We start from the raw sequence: 16,274 nt of genomic DNA, 5'->3' as shown, positions 1-16,274 counted from the left end.
CGGCAGGGCGCCGAACCATTTGGAACTGGCCATGTACTCGGTCATGTGGAGCGAACATTGCTCGTACAAGTCGAGCCGCATACACCTCAAGCGCCTGCCGACCACTGGCGAACACGTGCTGGTCGGACCGGGGGAGAACGCCGGCGTGGTCGATGCAGGCGGTGGTCTTGCGGTCGCTCTCCGAATTGAAAGCCATAATCACCCATCCGCCATAGAGCCATATCAAGGTGCAGCGACAGGCGTCGGAGGAATTCTCCGGGACATCTTCACGATGGGTGCAAGGCCGATCGCTCTTATGGATCCGTTGCGGTTCGGCCCCCCCGACGACCCGCGTTCACGGTGGATAGCGACCGGCGTGATATCCGGTATATCTGGATATGGGAACTCGGTCGGCGTGCCGACAGTAGGCGGGGAGATCGCGTTCGACGAGTGCTACGCCGACAACCCGTTGGTCAACGTCTTGTGTTGCGGCGTCCTGCCCGTTGACCGGCTGGTTTTCGGCCGGGCGTGCGGCGACGGGAACCTCGCTGTGCTTCTCGGGAGCACGACCGGAAGGGACGGGATCGGCGGTGTCAGCGTGCTCGCTTCCGCCGGGTTCACAGATGATGAGGCGGCGGAGCAGGCGAAGCGGCCCAACGTGCAGGTCGGGGATCCCTTCGAGGAGAAGCGACTGATCGAGGCGTGCCTCCAGCTGCTGGACGAGTCTCTCGTGATCGGCATCCAGGACCTGGGGGGCGCCGGCCTTACCTGCGCGACGAGCGAGACGGCTTCACGCGGGGGTGCTGGGATGGACGTCGATGTGACGGCCGTGCCTGTTCGCGAACCGGGCATGGAGCCCTGGGAGATCATGACGAGCGAGAGCCAGGAGCGGATGCTCGCGATAGTCACGCCCGATTCGCTCGACCGGGTGCTCGAGATCTGCCTGCGCTGGGAAGTCCGAGCGTCGGTGGTCGGCCGGGTCAACTCGTCGGGGCGGCTGAGGATCCTCGACGGCTGGGAAGGGGAGGTCCTCGCCGACGTGCCGGCGTCGACGCTTCACGACGACGCACCGCTGTACGACAGGCCGATGTCACCTCCCGCGGACCTCGACGAGCGAGCCTTGGACGACCCGGCGAGGCTTTCGCCGCCCGCCGACTGCAGGGACGACCTGCTCTCGATGGTGCAGGACCCGTCTTGGATCTACCGGCAGTACGACCACCAACTGTTCCTCAACACGGTCGTAGCCCCGGGTGCCGACGCGGCCCTCCTCCGGCTCGCCGGCCCAGGCGTACCCCAACCCGCCGGCGGACGCAGCGGAATCGCCCTCTCCACCGACGGGAACGCCAGGTGGTGCGCGCTCGACCCCAGGCTCGGGACCGCGCTGATCGTCGCCGAGTCGGCGCTCAACGTCGCGTGCGTGGGTGCGACGCCGGTCGCAGTCGTCAACTGCCTCAACTTCGGGAACCCCGAGCACCCCGAGGTGATGTGGCAGCTTTCTGAGGCGATCGACGGGATGTCCGAGGCTTGCCGGGCCCTTGGGCTTCCGGTGATCGGCGGCAACGTCAGCCTTTACAACGAGAGCCGGGGGCGCGACATCGACCCGACGCCCGTCGTCGGGACGCTCGGGCTGGTGAAACGCCTGGAGACGGCGCCGGCGGGACCGGCGCTGACTCCCGGGAGCAGGATCGTGCTCCTAGGCTCGGTGGACGGCCCGGTGTCGCTGGCCGGATCGAAGTGGGCCGTCGAGCGCCGGGGGCACCGGGGCGGGAAGCTGGCAGGGATCGATTTCGAGTTCCACGCTCGCCTCGTAGCGCTCGTGGCCGATATCGCCGGAACCAGCGGGCTCGTCGACGGCATCCACGACGTCTCCGAAGGAGGCCTTGGTGTTGCGCTGACCGAGATGGCCGTGCGCAGCGGTGTCGGCTGCAGGGTGGCGGGGATACCCGACCACGTCGCACTGTTCGGAGAGGGTCCTTCCCGGGTGCTGCTCAGCGTCCCTTCCGGAACCCTTCAGCGGGTGCTCGACCTCGCGGAGTCTGCCGGCGTGCCTGCCTCCGTCCTCGGCGAGGCGGGAGGCGATCGGGTCGTCTTCGAGGGGCTGGCCGATATCGGGGTCGCCGAAACCACCCGTGCCTGGAAGGGCGCGCTGCCTCTCGCGTTGACCGGAACGGCGGGATGACGGGTCTGGCCCCCGGAACCGGCTCTCCGCGTGCGACAATGGGGCACGTGCCCGGGCCCGAGCAGTTGAGCGTGACCCACGAGCCTCCGCGGGAGGCCTGCGGCGTTTTCGCAGTGTGCTCGCCAGGCAGCGAGGTGGCACACATGACGTTCGACGGCCTGTACGCCCTCCAGCACCGCGGCCAGGAGTCCGCGGGAATGGCGGTGAGCGACGGCGCCGAGATGATGGTCGTCAAGGACATGGGCCTGGTGACCAACGTCTTCAACGAGTACAAGCTCGCCGGTTTGCAGGGCCACCTGGCCATCGGCCACACCAGGTACTCCACCACGGGTTCCTCGACGTGGCACAACGCCCAACCGGTGTACCGGATCACCGCGTCGAGCCCTGCTCGCCCCGACCCGCTCGCGTTCGCCCTCGGTCACAACGGGAATCTGACCAACACGGAATCCCTCGCTGAAGGGGCGGGAATGCTGCCCGGGACCGTCACGAGCGACAGCGACGTCATCGCGGAGATGGTGGTGCGCCACCTCGACTCCAATCCGGCCGACGACCTGGTCGCGGCGCTCATGGCAGTGCTTCCCTTGCTGCAGGGCGCCTTCTCCCTGGTCCTGCTCGACCGCGACAGGGTGATCGGTGTGCGGGACCCCCGTGGTTTCCGGCCGTTGTGCCTCGGCCGGCTTCCCGAGGGGTGGATCCTTGCTTCGGAGACGCCGGCCCTCGACGTGACCGGTGCCGAATTCGTGCGCGAGATCGAGCCTGGCGAGATGGTCGTGATCGACTCGGACGGTCCGGTTTCGATGCGCCCGTGGCCCGAAGGCGTCGCCGAACCCAAGCTGTGCCTGTTCGAGTTCGTGTACCTGGCCCGCCCCGACAGTCAGCTCTACGGACAGGAGTTGCACAGCGCGCGCATCCGGATGGGCGAGATGCTCGCGGACCAAGCCCCGGTGGACGCTGACATGGTGATGGGAGTACCTGACTCGGGTCTCCCCGCGGCGGAGGGGTACGCGCGCCGGAGCGGCATCCGCTACGGGCACGGTCTGGTGAAGAACCGCTACATCGGCCGGACCTTCATCGTCCCCGACCAGGCCCAGCGGGCCCAGGGCGTGAGGCGGAAGCTCAATCCGCTCAAAGGGGCGATCGAAGGGCGACGGCTGGTCGTCGTCGACGACTCGATCGTGCGGGGGACCACAACGAGGGCGATGGTGAAGATGCTCCGCGACGCCGGTGCGAAGCAAGTGCATCTCCGGATCTCGTCGCCTCCCTACCGCTGGCCCTGCTACTACGGCCTCGATACGGGCACCCGTTCCGAACTGATAGCCGCCCGCATGGACCAGGACGAGATCTGCGCCTACCTCGGCGCTGACAGCCTGGCCTACCTGACCCTCGACCGGCTCAAGGAAGCGACCGGCGCCCCCCAGGCGGGATTTTGCGACGCCTGCCTCACGGGCGACTACCCCGAGGACGTACCCGTGGTGTTGCGCACTGGGTTGCCGGCGGAGCGAGTCGGCCTTCCTGTTGGCTGAGGGCACATCGGCGCCGGGCGGGCTCACCTACGCCGGCTCAGGTGTCGACATCGAGGCGGCCGACGCGGCAATCGAGGCCATACGTGACCTGGTGCGATCCACTACGGGAGTACCGGGTGTCATCGGCGCCATCGGCGGGTTCGGCGGGATGTTCGAGGTGCCGGCCGGTTACCAGCGACCGGTGCTCGTCTCGAGCACCGACGGTGTGGGGACGAAGATGGCGGTTGCGATGGCAACCGGTCGTTTCGACACGGTTGGCATCGACCTGGTTGCCATGTGCGTGGACGACCTCGTCTGCTGCGGCGCCAAGCCGCTCTTCTTCCTCGATTACCAGCTCCTCGGGCGGGTCGACCCGGGACTGGTGTCAGAGGTCATGAAGGGGATCGCCGCCGGTTGCCGCCAGGCGGGTTGCGCCATCGTCGGGGGCGAGATGGCCGAGCACCCCGGGCTGATCGCGCCGGGGGAGCTGGATGTGGCCGGTTTCGCCGTCGGCATCGTCGAGCACGACCGGATCCTCGACGGACCGGCCCGAACCGTAGCAGGAGACATTCTCATCGGGCTCCCGTCGCCCGGTCTGCGTTCCAACGGTTACTCGCTCGCCCGCAAGGCGCTGCTCGAGACGGCCGGGCGGGGTCTCGACGAGCCGGCCTGGGACGGGGCGGGAAGCTGGAGCCTGGCAGACGAACTGTTGAGGCCATCGGTGATCTACACCCCAGCGGTCCTCGAGTTGCTGGGCGTCGCGGAGGTCCACGCAGTCGCGCACATAACCGGCGGTGGCCTCCCCGGGAACGTGCCGAGGGTCCTTGCCAGCGGCCTCGACGCCGTCTTCGATCTCGGCAGCTGGGAGGTACCGCGGATCTTTGCCGAGATCCAGCAGGCCGGCAGCGTCGAAAGCGGCGAGATGCACCGGGTGTTCAACATGGGCCTCGGAATGGTCGTCGCGGTGCCGCCCGCGGAGTCGCCCAAGACGGTGGAGGTCCTGCGCGGTGCGGGACACGAGGCGGTGGTCGTCGGCTCCGTTGTCGCCGGCGCCGGAAGCGTTCGCCTGATCCCAGGCCGCTGACTAGTCCGATTTGCGCCAACAAAATGGCCCGCACGTGTCATGTGCGGCATCCCGGTCTTCTCGTACGTTGAGTGCTGAAACGGACAGCTTGGAAGGAACCTGTAGAGATGGCCGAAGACACCCACGCCGACGCACTACTGACCCCTGCAGAGGTTGCAGCTCTGTTCCGCGTGAACCCGAAGACCGTTACCCGCTGGGCTCGTGCTGGCAAGATCACCGCGATCCGTACCCTCGGTGGACACCGCCGGTTCAGGGCCTCGGAGATCCGTCGTTGCCTAGAGCAGATGGAGAGTTCCGAGCTCGGCTGATTGCCGGTCGCGGGGGCTGGCAGCCGGGGAGGGTGAGGCCCAACGGTGGGTGGCAGCGCCGGGGCCCAACCAGGGGGACGGGGCGTGCGCGTGCGATGATCTCGGGGTGGACGTCGACGTGCAAGGGGAGCGCCCCGCCCGCCCCGGAGCTGCAGCGCGGGTAGAGCTTCCCGTCGGGTTCGTCGCTCAGACCGGCCACGCTGGGCTGCGCGACGAAGGTGACGACGTCAGCGTCGTCGTCTGCACGGGGCCCTGTGCGAGCGCAGGGGTGTTCACCCAGAGCCGATTCGCCGGCCCGAGCGTCTTCCTTAGCCGCGAACGGGTCGCTTCGGGAGCGGCGAGGGCCTTCGTGGTCGTCGCGAGGAACGCCAATGTCGCCAACGGCGAGCAGGGTGATCGCGATGCCGAGGAGGTGACGTCGCTCGTCGCCGACGCTGTCGGCCTGAGCCCCCACGAGGTGCTCGTGGCGAGTACCGGCGTGATAGGGCGCCCGTACCCGATGCCCCTGCTCCGCAGCTACCTGACGGCGTTGGGAGGGACGCCATTCGGCGCCGACGCGTCGGCGGTCGCTCGTGCGATCATGACCACCGACACGGTGCCCAAGACCGCCGTCCAGACTGCAGGAGGAGCGCGCGTCGTCGGGGTCGCGAAGGGTGTCGGCATGATCGAGCCGCACATGGCGACCATGCTCGCGTTCGTGTTGACCGACGCCGAGGTGGACCACGCGACCCTGGACCGCATGTGGCGCCGAGCGGTCGACGAGACTTTCAATTGCCTGAGCGTCGACACGGATACCTCCACCTCCGACACGGCCTTGGTCATGGCGAGCGGAGCGGCTGGCCCGGTGCCCGAGGCGGCCCTCGGGGTGGCGCTGCGTGAAGTGTGCCTTGACCTGACGCTCCAGCTCGCCCGGGACGGAGAGGGGGCGACAAAGCTGCTAACGGTCACGGCGCGCGCGGCACGCGACGTGGCACAGGCGCGTCGCGTCGCGAAGGCGATCGTCAACTCGCCTCTCGTCAAGACAGCAGTGCACGGAGCGGACCCCAACTGGGGCCGGGTCGCGATGGCGATAGGGAAGTGTGAGGAGGACACCGACATCCACCCGGGTTCGGTCGTCATCCGCTTCGGCGGCATGGAAACGTATCCCGAACTGCCGGACGCCGAGGGCCTGAAGCGTCTCACCAAGATCATGTCCGCGGACCACGTGGAGATCGAAGTGGAGCTCGGGACCGGCCAGGCCGAAGCGACGGTCTTCGGATGCGACCTCTCAGCCGGTTACGTCCGGATCAACGCCGACTACACGACCTGAAGAGGTTCTGCGAACCTCTTTGAGGTCAGGCGGTGCGCGACCCCTCCGGGTCGGTTAAATCCCCCAGGACCAGTTCCGCCCCAGCCCACCGCGTCTCCACGCGGCCGAACCTCCACACGAGTAGCGCTACCACCCAGGTGACCACGAACAGCCCCACGATGAAGAAGCCGGCTGTGTTGATGTTGAAGCGGGCGGCGTAATCCCACAGCCCGCCGGTCAGGCCGAACTCGGACTGAAGGACCGAGAACACTTCGATCGTGCCGATGACGAACGCGACCACGACTGAGAGTCCCGTGATCGTGATGTTGTAATAGACCTTCCGAACCGGGTTGGAGAAGGCCCACCCGTAGGCGAAGTTCATGAAAGACCCGTCGGCGGTGTCCAGGAGTGACATCCCTGCCGCGAACAGGATGGGAAGGCACAGCACCGCCCAGTACGGAAGGCCGGAGACGACGCTCGTGCCCGCCAGGACGAGCAGGGCGATCTCTGTCGCCGTGTCGAACCCCAGCCCGAATAGGAAACCGATCGGGTACATCTTCCACGCGGAGTCGACTCGCCTCGCCAGGGGCCCGAAGAAGCGGTTCATGAGACCTCGGGCATTGAGGCGGCGCTCCAGTTCATCGTGATCGAACTCGCCTCGGCGCAGAGCGAAGAAGATTCGCACGATCGATACCAGGATGATCAGGTTGAGCGCGGCGATCAGGTAGAGGAAGGTCCCCGAAACGATGGTGCCGACCACCCCGCTGACGTGGTGGATCTGGGAGTTCGGCTGGCTTATCCCGAGGTTGAGCGTCCTGACGCCGAATCCGAGCACCACGGCCATCAGGAACACGACGCTCGAGTGGCCCAGGGAGAACCAGAAGCCCACCGACAAGGGTCTTTTCCCCTCGGACATGAGCTTGCGTGTCGTGTTGTCGATCGCGGAGATGTGGTCGGCGTCGAACGCGTGTCGCATCCCCAGCGTGTAAGCGAGGAGGCCGGTTCCGATCCCGAAGGTGCGGGTCCGGTCGATGTGGAAATGTCTCGGCGCCGCGAGGAACAGCAGGAAGAAGCCGACCACGTGCAGCGCCAACACGAAGCCGCCCATCCCTGCGGCGCGGCGCCACTCGGCGGGGGTCATCGACCGACCGATCCGCTCGAGGCGTCCGGCTGGCTTTTCGATGCCGACCGTCATGCCCGAGAACTTACCGGCTACTCCGCGCTACGGCGGATGGCTACGGTTAGGTTCGAGTCCATGCGCCGAACCGCCCGGACACCGGTCGCCTTCACCGCCGTCGCGCTCATCGCCGCGGCCTGCAGTTCTTCGCCGTCGAAGCGGTCCACACCGCCTACGACCCCGGTTGCCACCACGCTTGCGCCTGGAAGTAATACGCAGCCATCCACCACCGGCGGAAGTGTCACCACCGCCCCCTCGACTTCTGCTGCGGGGCCGGGACGCTGCACGCCGGTGTCGTTGAAGGGCACTTTCTCCCTTGTGCCCGGGGGTGCATCCGCCGGCCACGTCGAAGCACGGTTGATACTCACCAACTCCGGCACCTCGCCTTGCCACATGTTCGGGTACGTGGGGATGCAGCTCCTCGATTCGTCGGGAGCGCCGCTCCCCACCAACGTGGTCCGTGTCCCCGGCACCGAGCAGGACGTCACGGTGGCCCCTGGCGCGTCGGCTTCGGCCCTGGCGCAGTTCAGCCCTGATGTGTCGAGCAACGGCGACTCGCCGACACCCCCTTGCCAGCCAGAGGCGACGAAGACCGAGGTAACCCCACCAGACGACACGCAGTTCCTCGTCGTACCCGGGCCGAATTCCTCGGTCTGCGGTGGGGGGACGATCCAGATCCAACCGCTCGAGGCCTACACCGGCAGCGGGCAGTGAGAACCGGCCCGTAAAGGGCGGCGTTTAAGTACAGCGGTAGGATCGAAGGACCATGCACGACGAGCGACCCCCCCGCCGTCGAGCGCTCCTGCTAGAGAACATCCACCCCGGGGCGGCGGAGGCCTTGACCGCCGCGGGCTTCGAGGTGGAGACGGTCAAAGGCGCGTTCGACGAGAGCCAGCTGGCAGACCGGATAGCCGACATCGACCTGCTCGGAATCAGGTCGCGTACCCACCTGACAGATGCGGTTCTCGACAAGTCCAGGCGCCTGCTCGCGGTCGGAGCCTTCTGCATCGGCACCAACCAGATCGACATCCCGGCCGCCACCCGCCGGGGCGTAGCCGTGTTCAACGCACCGTTCTCGAACACCCGAAGTGTCGTCGAGCTCGTGATCGCCGAGATCATCGCCTTGACCCGCCGGCTCACCGACAAGAACCGTGACATGCACGCAGGCGTCTGGTCGAAGTCGGCTGCCGGAGCGCACGAGGTTCGCGGCCGTAGGCTCGGGATCGTCGGGTACGGCAACATCGGGTCGCAGCTGTCGGTGCTGGCCGAGAACCTGGGGATGTCGGTTTCGTTCTACGACACCGCCGATCGCCTCGCGCTGGGGAATGCACGGCGGTGCGCGAGCCTCGAAGAGCTCCTCGGATGGGCGGACGTTGTGACGCTGCACGTAGACGGGCGCCCCGACAACCGCGGCCTGTTCGGAGCCGCCGAGTTCTCGGCCATGCGCGACGGAGCGCTCTTCCTCAACCTGAGCCGTGGCTTCGTGGTCGACCACGGTGCGCTGCGCCAGGAGATCCTCTCAGGGAGACTGGCCGGCGCCGCGGTCGACGTGTTCTTCGAGGAGCCGTCGGGGGACGACACGTCGTTTACCTCTCGCCTGCAGGGCCTGCCGAATGTGATCCTGACCCCGCACATCGGCGGCAGCACGGAAGAGGCCCAAGCCGACATCGGGAACTTCGTCGCCGGCAAGCTGATCTCGTATGCGTGCACTGGGAGCACGTCGCTGTCGGTCAACATGCCGAACGTCGACCTGGCCAGCAGGGCCGGTGCCCACGGACTGGTTCACATCCACCGCAACACGCCGGGGGTGCTCGCTGCGATCAACGCGATCTTCGCCGAGCACAGGGTCAACATCGAGGGCCAGTCGCTCGGGACCAAGGGCGACGTCGGCTATGTGATCACCGACATCGCCAGCGACTACACCGAGGACATGCTCAGCCGCCTGGCGCACATGGACGAGACGATCCGCCTCAGGGTGCTCTAACGCGACCGGGCGTTTCGGGATCGGCGGTAGCGTCGCGTACGTGGATCCGAACTATCCGCCCGAGGCCCAGGCCTACCGAGAGAAGATCCGCGCCTTCCTGGGTGAGCACCTGCCCCCGGGATGGAAGGGGCTAGGGGCGCTCGATCACGAGTCGGTCCGGACATTCACCTCCGAGTGGCGCGCAACTCTCTACGAGAACGGACTGCTGGCCCCTTCGTGGCCCAAGGAGTTCGGCGGGGGCGGTCTCACGCCGCTGGAGCAGGTCGTGGTGGCGGAGGAGTTCTACCGGGCCGGGGTCCCGACCGGAGGGACCAACGACACGTTCAGCATCCAGATGGTCGGCAACACCATCCTGCACTGGGGCACGGAGGAGCAGAAGCGGCACTTCCTACCCCGGATCCTCTCCGGCGAGGACGTGTGGTGCCAGGGGTACTCCGAACCGGGGGCCGGGTCGGACCTGGGCAACCTCGGCACCCGCGCGGTGCTCGACGGGGACGAGTGGGTGATCAACGGCCAGAAGATCTGGACCTCCGCGGCGCACCTCGCGAACTGGATCTTCGTCTTGGCCCGCACCGATCCCGACGCCCCCAAGCACAAGGGGATCACATTCCTGTTGGTGCCGATGGAACAGGCCGGGGTGGAGGTTCGTCCGATCAAGATGATGACCGGCCTGTCGGAGTTCAACGAGACATTCTTCACTGACGCCCGTACAGCTAGGGACAATGTCGTGGGAGCGGTGAACGCCGGTTGGGCGGTCGCCATGACCCTGCTCGGCTACGAGCGGGGCGAGGCGGCCGCGACCTTCCCGATCATGTTCCGCGCCGAGGTAGAACGGCTGATGGAGCTGGCACGCGCAAACGGAGCCGCCCGGGTCCCGCTGATCCGGCAACGTCTTGCCTGGTGCTACTCGAAGGTCGAGATCATGCGATACCTCGGCATGCGAACCCTGACCAAGTTCCTCGCGGGCGGCCAGCCGGGGCCCGCGGAGTCCACCTTCAAGCTTTTCTGGAGTGAGTACCACAAGGTGGTCACCGAACTCGGCGTGGACATCCTCGGGGCGGCGGCGCTCACTCCGACCGGTCGCATGTCGACAGGCTTCCAAGCGGACGACGTCGGGGCTCCCAACGACAGCGCCTCCTGGACAACGGCGTTCCTGATGAGCCGCGCCGGCAGCATCTACGCCGGGTCGTCGCAGATCCAGCGCAACATCATCGGCGAGATGGTCCTCGGATTGCCCAAGGAGCCAGCCGGTCAGATCCACGGGAAGAGCTGGAAGGAGCTGCAGTCACTCGCTCCGTCCTGAGCTATGACGCTCAGGAACCCTGCAACGACGCGGCGACGGTCTTGACGAGGGACCCGAGGCGCCAGTTGTCCGGCACCACCGGATCGATGATCCCCTCGTCGCGGGCGACCGAGGCGCAGACAGGGCCTATGCATCCGGCAACAGGGCGCATCTGACCGAACGCCTCGGCGAGCTTGGTCGAGTGGCCGTGTTCTTCTGCGATGACGAACAGGTTCCGGACCTGGGGCCCTGCAGTGAAGGTGATCGCGTCAATCTCGCCGGCGCAGGACCGTTCGATCAGTGCCAGCGCGGCGTCGGCACCGTGCCCGGCCGGAACGGACCACTCGTACACCGGGACCGGGATCACCGTCGCGCCAGCTGCCTCCAGGCCGGAGACGAACCCGGCTTGCTCGTCGCCGTGCAGCTGAAAGGCGATCCGCTTGCCGGCGACCCCCGTCTCGACGAGGTGACCGGCTACCTCCGTAAGCTGCTCCGTCGGCGAGCGCCACCACACCTTCAGCTTGGACGACGAGATCGCGCCGGCCGCCTTTGGGCCCCGCGCCGCGACCTTCGACCGGCGGAACGAGTCGACGAGTGCGCCTTGCATGCCCCATTCGGCCGCCGCTTCCATCCAGGTGCGGATCCCCATTCCGGTGTTCGCCACCAGAAAGTCCGGAGGCTCGTCGATCAGCTGGACGGTCACCCTCCGAAGTCCATCGGGATCTGCCAGTGGCCTGGTGTGCATCGTCGGGGCTAGCACGACGTCCGCGCCGAGCCGGCGGAACAGCAATGCTTGATCCTCCGCACGCCGCTCGGCGGTGATGCCGACGACGCGACCGGCAAGGGGCTGATCGCTGATCATGCAAGATGCTCGCAGGCCTGCATGGGGCATGTCCACAAAAGCGGAGGTCAGTCCCGAACGGCGGTATTCAGCTCATAAACCGCATTAGCTACCAACTGCTCTGATCACGAAGAATTGGCCTTCCTCTCAAGGTCATTTGGGCGTAGAGTCCCGCCCGCATCAGGGGGTAAATCGTTATGAGGTCGAAGCGGGCCGGGCTAGTAGCCGTCGTCGGCGCATGCATCGTTCTCGCTCTGCTCGCAGTCTTCGCGTTGGAACTCTCCGACACGCAGACCCGGAACAGGAACGAGGTCAAGGGTCAGGTTCACGACAGAGCCGTGCTGGCAGCCGCGCTCATCGACAGCCTCTTCCAAACGGTGCAGCAGCAAGTACCGACGGACGCGCAGACCTATGGAGGGCAGACCGTCCCGAACCAGGTCCTCGACGCCAAAGCGGGGCAGGACATCTACCTGGTACTGCTCGATTCGAACGGCGAGGTGCTCGCCAGCTCCCAGGGATTCGACGCCCAGGCGAGCAGCGAGCTTCCGTCTTCTACTGCCCTCGCTCTCCTACGGTCCGGCCATCTCTATGGCCTCGGCGACTACCTGCCTTACAAGCAGACAGGCGTCATCGACTTCGCGGTGTCTTTTCCCACCGGCTTCGGGACCAGAACCCTGGTTACGGGGTTCGCCCCTTCGGCACTCAGCACGTTCGTCAACAGCGAACTCAAGAACATTCCGGGCGTCAGGGGCAGCTTCAACTACCTGCTTGACGGCAACGGTGTCGTGCTTGCATCCACGAACCCGGCTTCGAAGGTGGGGCACCCGATCAACGCGCCGGGTGCCACGTCGGCGCTGAAGCACACCGCCGGCGACTCGGCAGGAACCTACTTTGATCAGGCCCACCTCAAGAATTCGACTTGGAGAGTCGTCCTTTCCTCACCGGACGGCCCCTTGTTCGCGACCGTCACCGGCTGGCGCCAGTTGGTCCCTTGGATCATCTTCGGCGCGTTCGCCGTCGTCGCCATCGTCGCGCTCCTCCTTGGCCTGCGCCTCGCTCTCTCAGCGGACGAGCTGCGCGTGGTGAACCTCCAGCTCGCCCGGGTCAATCAGGACCTCGTAGACGCCAACGCGTCGCTGGAGCGCCGGGCGGCCGAGTTGGCACGTTCCAACGAGGAGCTCGATCAGTTCGCGTCGATCGCCTCGCACGACCTGCAGGAGCCGCTGAGGAAGGTACGGACCTTCACCGAGCAGCTCGCCGTCATGGAATCCGACCATGTTTCGGAGCTGGGACGGGAGTACCTCCGGCGGGCCAACGCCGCAGCCGAGCGGATGCAGCGCTTGATCGAGGACTTGTTGAAGTTCTCGCGGGTGTCGACACAAGGCCGACCTTTCACGCAGGTCGACCTTGGCGACGTGGCGCATGAGGTCGTCTCGGACCTCGAGACCCAGATCGCGGACGCAGGGGCCCTCGTGCGGCTGCACGAGCTGCCCGTGATCGAAGCGGACGCCCTGCAGATGCAGCAGCTGCTCCAGAACCTCGTGTCCAACGCCGTCAAGTTTCGCAAGGAGGGGGTCCAGCCCGAGATATACGTCTCCGGTGAGATCGAGGGTGACATCGTCCGCCTCACGGTAAGAGACAACGGGATCGGCTTCGAGCCCCGCTACAGCCTGCGGATATTCCGGGTGTTCGAGCGCCTCCACGGCCGCAGCGAGTACTCCGGGACCGGTATCGGCCTCGCCCTGTGCAGGAAGATCGCAGACAGGCACGGCGGGACCATCGAAGCCGACAGCGAGCCGGGCGCCGGATCGACGTTCACGGTCCTCCTCCCCGTCCATCAGCGCGACAAGCGGCAGAACCTCACGCTCGACGTCTCGAGGGATCCGGTTGGTGGCGACGTGCCAGGCGAAGCCGTGTCCACTGCTGCCGGCGCAGGGAGCGGGGATAACCACTCGGAGGTGACAGCCGATGCCCGGTAGCGGAAGGCGCCCGGTCGTCATCCTCATGGCCGACGACGACGACGAAGACCGCGAGTTGACGCGCGACGCTCTGCAGAGCTCGCACCTCGCGAACGAGATGCGCTTCGCAGTCGACGGTCAGGACCTCATGGACTACCTGCGCCACGAAGGAAGGTACGCGGGCGACCCATCTAGCGCGCCCAGGCCCGGCATCATCCTCCTCGACTTGAACATGCCGAAAAAGGACGGCCGCGAAGCCCTGGCGGAGATCAAGGCCGACGAGTCGCTGCGGTCGATACCCGTGGTGGTTCTGACGACCTCCAAGGACGAGGAGGACGTCTTCAAGACCTACGACCTGGGCGTGAGCTCGTTCATCACGAAGCCGGTGACCTTCGCCGGGCTGGTCGAGGTCATGAAGACTTGGCAGCGGTACTGGTTCGAGCTCGTCGAGCTTCCCGAACCCAGACACCTCTCGCACGGAGAGCGGTGATGCAAAACCGCCCCGAGGCTGTCCAGGTCCTCCTGGTCGAAGACGACGAAGACGACTTCCTGATCACCCGCGACCTGCTCGAACGTCAGGAGCGTGCCAGGTTCAAGGTCGAATGGTGCTCGGACTACGAAGGTGCGCTCGAGGCGATCGCCGATGCCCGCCACGACGTCTACCTCATCGACTACCGGCTCGGGTCGCGCAACGGCCTCGACCTGGTCAGACAGGGCTTTGCGTCCCGACCGAAGGCCCCGGTCATAGTGCTGACGGGCCAAGCCGACTACGAGATCGACCTCGAAGCGTCGGCGCTCGGCGTGACCGACTTCATGCTCAAGCAGGAGCTGAACCCCTATTCACTCGAGCGCGCGCTCCGCTACGCCATCAACCATCACCGGGCGCTTCGGGACCTGGCGGTGAGCGAGGAGAGGTATGCGCTCGCCGCCTGCGCCGTCAACGACGGAATCTGGGACTGGGACCTCGGGACCGACCTCGTCTACTACTCCCCGAGGTGGCAGGCATTGCTCGGGCTCGACGAGGACGCGAGGCTCGTCGAGGCCGGGGTCCCCGATACGTGGTTCGACCTTGTGCACGAGGACGACCTGCCCGGCCTCCGTCTCGCCATAGAAGCCCACCTCAGCGGGCGGACGTCTCTTCTGCAGTCCAAGCATCGCATCCGCCACGCAGACGGCACCTGGAGGTGGGTGCTCACGAGAGGGATGGCGGTTCGCGACAGTGCCGGCGAGCCGACACGGATGGCAGGGAGCCTCTCCGACATAACGATCTCGCGCCGGACGGAGCGGCAACTCCAACACGACGCCCTCCACGACACTTTGACGGGGCTTCCCAACCGCGCACTGTTCATCGACCGCGTCGAGCGTTCGATGATGAGCTTCCGCCGGGAGCCTTCCAGGGGTTGCGCGGTCCTCTTCTTGGACATCGACCGCTTCAAGCTCGTCAACGACACCTTCAGCCACACCGTGGGAGACTGGCTGCTGATAGCGCTAGCGGCCCGGATAGTGAGCGAGATCGAACCAGAGGACACGGTCGCCCGCATGGCAGGAGACGAGTTCACGATCCTCCTCGACGGGCGCCCTTCGGCGAACCTGGAAGCCAGAGCTCTGGAGGTGGCCGCCCGGATCAACGAGATCCTGCGGGGCCCGTTCAACATCGACGGCCACCGGCTCTTCGTGACCGCAAGCATCGGGATCGGAGTCCCGGAGCCGGACATCTCTGCATCGGACCTGATCCGCAACGCCGACATCGCGATGTACGAGGCCAAGCACCGCGACCGCGGCGGCTGCATGGTCTACCACGACAGCATGCACCGCCGTATCTCCGATCGGCTGTTGAGGCAGAACGACCTCCGCGAGGTCATCGAACGGGGCCTGATCGAGGTCTACTACCAGCCGGTGCTGGACCTGGCTTCTGGCCGGATCCACGGTTTCGAGGCGCTCGCCCGATGGCCCGAGGGTTGGCCGGCGTTGTCGCCGTCGGAGTTCATTCCGATCGCCGAGGAGACGGGACTCATCACGCCCCTCGGGTTGCATGTCCTGCGCACCGCCTTGGGCACGCTCGCCGCGTGGCGCACCGATCGTCTCGTCGGCCCCGACGTCCGTATGAGCGTGAACGTCTCGGGCCGCCAGCTCGACGACCCCCGGTTCCCCGAAGACGTCATCGACGTGATCGCGGCGACCGGCTTGCCGGGCAGCGTGGTGCGCCTCGAGATCACCGAGGGCACACTCATGCGCGAACCGGAGAGGATTGCACGGATCGTGTCCGAGGTCTGCTCGACCGGGGTCGGGCTGGAGCTGGACGATTTCGGCACCGGCTATTCGTCCCTGGCCTCGCTCCACCAGTTCCCGGTGAACGCCTTGAAGATCGACCAGAGCTTCGTAGCGGCCCTGACAGCCGAAGAAGGTGAGGTCATCGTCCGGACGACGATTGCCCTTGCGCACAGCCTGGGCCTGGAGGTCATAGCCGAAGGGATCGAGCGGGAAGACCAGATGCAAAGGCTCAGGTCCCTCGGGTGCGAGCACGGTCAGGGGTTCCTCTTCTCTCCGCCCGTCCCGCGCCAAGCGGCGGAGAACCTGCTCCGGGGGTGGTCGTCGCCGACGGGTACCGGCGAAAAAACCCCGGGCCTGCGGCTCCACGAGCACTCCCCGGCCTGAACATTGAGATGCCCGGCGCCGGGGATCCCGGGGCTCT

Annotated in this window: 14 protein-coding genes; 11 read left to right on the top strand and 3 right to left on the bottom strand. The window is 66.6% G+C overall.

Translation table 11 applies throughout. From position 1 onward, the window contains the following. From purL to argJ, 5 genes are all read left to right on the top strand, one after another. A partial coding sequence (purL, locus tag VNF71_04710; GenBank protein ID HVA73844.1) for a phosphoribosylformylglycinamidine synthase subunit PurL occupies positions 1 to 2,158 on the top strand: 2,158 nt, incomplete at its 5' end. A 38-nt stretch (positions 2,159 to 2,196) separates the two neighbouring features. Beyond that, positions 2,197 to 3,681 (top strand): amidophosphoribosyltransferase, encoded by a 1,485-nt coding sequence (gene purF / locus VNF71_04705; GenBank protein HVA73843.1) that lies wholly within the window; start codon positions 2,197 to 2,199, stop codon positions 3,679 to 3,681. After that, positions 3,674 to 4,744, top strand: coding sequence for a phosphoribosylformylglycinamidine cyclo-ligase (gene purM, locus VNF71_04700; protein ID HVA73842.1), 1,071 nt, complete (start codon positions 3,674 to 3,676; stop codon positions 4,742 to 4,744). Before purF ends, purM begins: the two co-directional genes overlap by 8 nt. A gap of 107 nt (positions 4,745 to 4,851) precedes the next feature. Next, on the top strand, positions 4,852 to 5,052 hold the full coding sequence (locus VNF71_04695) for a BldC family transcriptional regulator (GenBank protein HVA73841.1): 201 nt from the start codon (positions 4,852 to 4,854) through the stop codon (positions 5,050 to 5,052). A gap of 49 nt (positions 5,053 to 5,101) precedes the next feature. Continuing rightward, positions 5,102 to 6,361 (top strand): bifunctional glutamate N-acetyltransferase/amino-acid acetyltransferase ArgJ, encoded by a 1,260-nt coding sequence (argJ, locus tag VNF71_04690; GenBank protein HVA73840.1) that lies wholly within the window; start codon positions 5,102 to 5,104, stop codon positions 6,359 to 6,361. A gap of 25 nt (positions 6,362 to 6,386) precedes the next feature. Here argJ and VNF71_04685 read toward each other — a convergent pair whose 3' ends face one another. Both VNF71_04685 and VNF71_04680 read right to left on the bottom strand, forming a co-directional pair. Beyond that, positions 6,387 to 7,535: a HoxN/HupN/NixA family nickel/cobalt transporter gene (locus VNF71_04685; protein ID HVA73839.1), complete on the bottom strand. Its 1,149-nt coding sequence runs from the start codon at positions 7,533 to 7,535 to the stop codon at positions 6,387 to 6,389. Positions 7,536 to 7,552: 17 nt separating this feature from the next. Beyond that, positions 7,553 to 7,885, bottom strand: coding sequence for a hypothetical protein (locus VNF71_04680; protein ID HVA73838.1), 333 nt, complete (start codon positions 7,883 to 7,885; stop codon positions 7,553 to 7,555). Here VNF71_04680 and VNF71_04675 point away from each other — a divergent pair. Genes VNF71_04675 through VNF71_04665 form a run of 3 tightly spaced genes read left to right on the top strand, consistent with a single transcriptional unit; the run spans position 7,809 to position 10,804 of the window. Then, complete coding sequence (locus VNF71_04675; protein ID HVA73837.1) at positions 7,809 to 8,231, top strand: DUF4232 domain-containing protein; 423 nt, start codon at positions 7,809 to 7,811, stop codon at positions 8,229 to 8,231. The genes VNF71_04680 and VNF71_04675 overlap by 77 nt on opposite strands. Before the next feature lie 52 nt (positions 8,232 to 8,283). Next, entirely contained in the window at positions 8,284 to 9,501 is a 1,218-nt protein-coding gene (gene serA, locus VNF71_04670; GenBank protein HVA73836.1) for a phosphoglycerate dehydrogenase, read from the top strand. A gap of 40 nt (positions 9,502 to 9,541) precedes the next feature. Next, on the top strand, positions 9,542 to 10,804 hold the full coding sequence (locus tag VNF71_04665; GenBank protein ID HVA73835.1) for an acyl-CoA dehydrogenase family protein: 1,263 nt from the start codon (positions 9,542 to 9,544) through the stop codon (positions 10,802 to 10,804). 10 nt (positions 10,805 to 10,814) lie between these two features. Here VNF71_04665 and VNF71_04660 read toward each other — a convergent pair whose 3' ends face one another. Continuing rightward, positions 10,815 to 11,645 (bottom strand): uroporphyrinogen-III synthase, encoded by an 831-nt coding sequence (locus VNF71_04660; protein ID HVA73834.1) that lies wholly within the window; start codon positions 11,643 to 11,645, stop codon positions 10,815 to 10,817. Between the two features lie 176 nt (positions 11,646 to 11,821). On the opposite strand from VNF71_04660, the gene VNF71_04655 reads away from it, so the two are divergent. Genes VNF71_04655 through VNF71_04645 form a run of 3 tightly spaced genes read left to right on the top strand, consistent with a single transcriptional unit; the run spans position 11,822 to position 16,237 of the window. Further along, complete coding sequence (locus VNF71_04655) at positions 11,822 to 13,603, top strand: ATP-binding protein (GenBank protein ID HVA73833.1); 1,782 nt, start codon at positions 11,822 to 11,824, stop codon at positions 13,601 to 13,603. Further along, positions 13,593 to 14,072 (top strand): response regulator, encoded by a 480-nt coding sequence (locus tag VNF71_04650; protein HVA73832.1) that lies wholly within the window; start codon positions 13,593 to 13,595, stop codon positions 14,070 to 14,072. Before VNF71_04655 ends, VNF71_04650 begins: the two co-directional genes overlap by 11 nt. After that, positions 14,072 to 16,237 carry an EAL domain-containing protein gene (locus VNF71_04645; protein ID HVA73831.1) on the top strand — a complete coding sequence of 722 codons (2,166 nt, stop codon included), beginning with the start codon at positions 14,072 to 14,074 and terminating at the stop codon, positions 16,235 to 16,237. The genes VNF71_04650 and VNF71_04645 overlap by 1 nt, the downstream gene beginning before the upstream one ends. Positions 16,238 to 16,274: the final 37 nt, after the last annotated feature.

The sequence above is a fragment of the Acidimicrobiales bacterium genome (assembly GCA_035533095.1).
In the GTDB taxonomy this organism is placed as follows: domain Bacteria; phylum Actinomycetota; class Acidimicrobiia; order Acidimicrobiales; family Palsa-688; genus DATLUM01.
Note: the sequence above shows the minus strand (reverse complement) of the source record. Positions and strands in the feature narration are given on the sequence as shown.

What these genes read in the sequence shown, in the direction of transcription:
- purF (HVA73843.1), top strand. Translation starts at nt 2,197, where the DNA reads ATGGGGCACGTGCCCGGGCCCGAGCAGTTGAGCGTGACCCACGAGCCT.
- VNF71_04695 (HVA73841.1), top strand. Translation starts at nt 4,852, where the DNA reads ATGGCCGAAGACACCCACGCCGACGCACTACTGACCCCTGCAGAGGTT.
- VNF71_04685 (HVA73839.1), bottom strand. Translation starts at nt 7,535, where the DNA reads ATGACGGTCGGCATCGAAAAGCCAGCCGGACGCCTCGAGCGGATCGGT.
- serA (HVA73836.1), top strand. Translation starts at nt 8,284, where the DNA reads ATGCACGACGAGCGACCCCCCCGCCGTCGAGCGCTCCTGCTAGAGAAC.
- VNF71_04660 (HVA73834.1), bottom strand. Translation starts at nt 11,645, where the DNA reads ATGATCAGCGATCAGCCCCTTGCCGGTCGCGTCGTCGGCATCACCGCC.
- VNF71_04655 (HVA73833.1), top strand. Translation starts at nt 11,822, where the DNA reads ATGAGGTCGAAGCGGGCCGGGCTAGTAGCCGTCGTCGGCGCATGCATC.
- VNF71_04650 (HVA73832.1), top strand. Translation starts at nt 13,593, where the DNA reads ATGCCCGGTAGCGGAAGGCGCCCGGTCGTCATCCTCATGGCCGACGAC.
- VNF71_04645 (HVA73831.1), top strand. Translation starts at nt 14,072, where the DNA reads ATGCAAAACCGCCCCGAGGCTGTCCAGGTCCTCCTGGTCGAAGACGAC.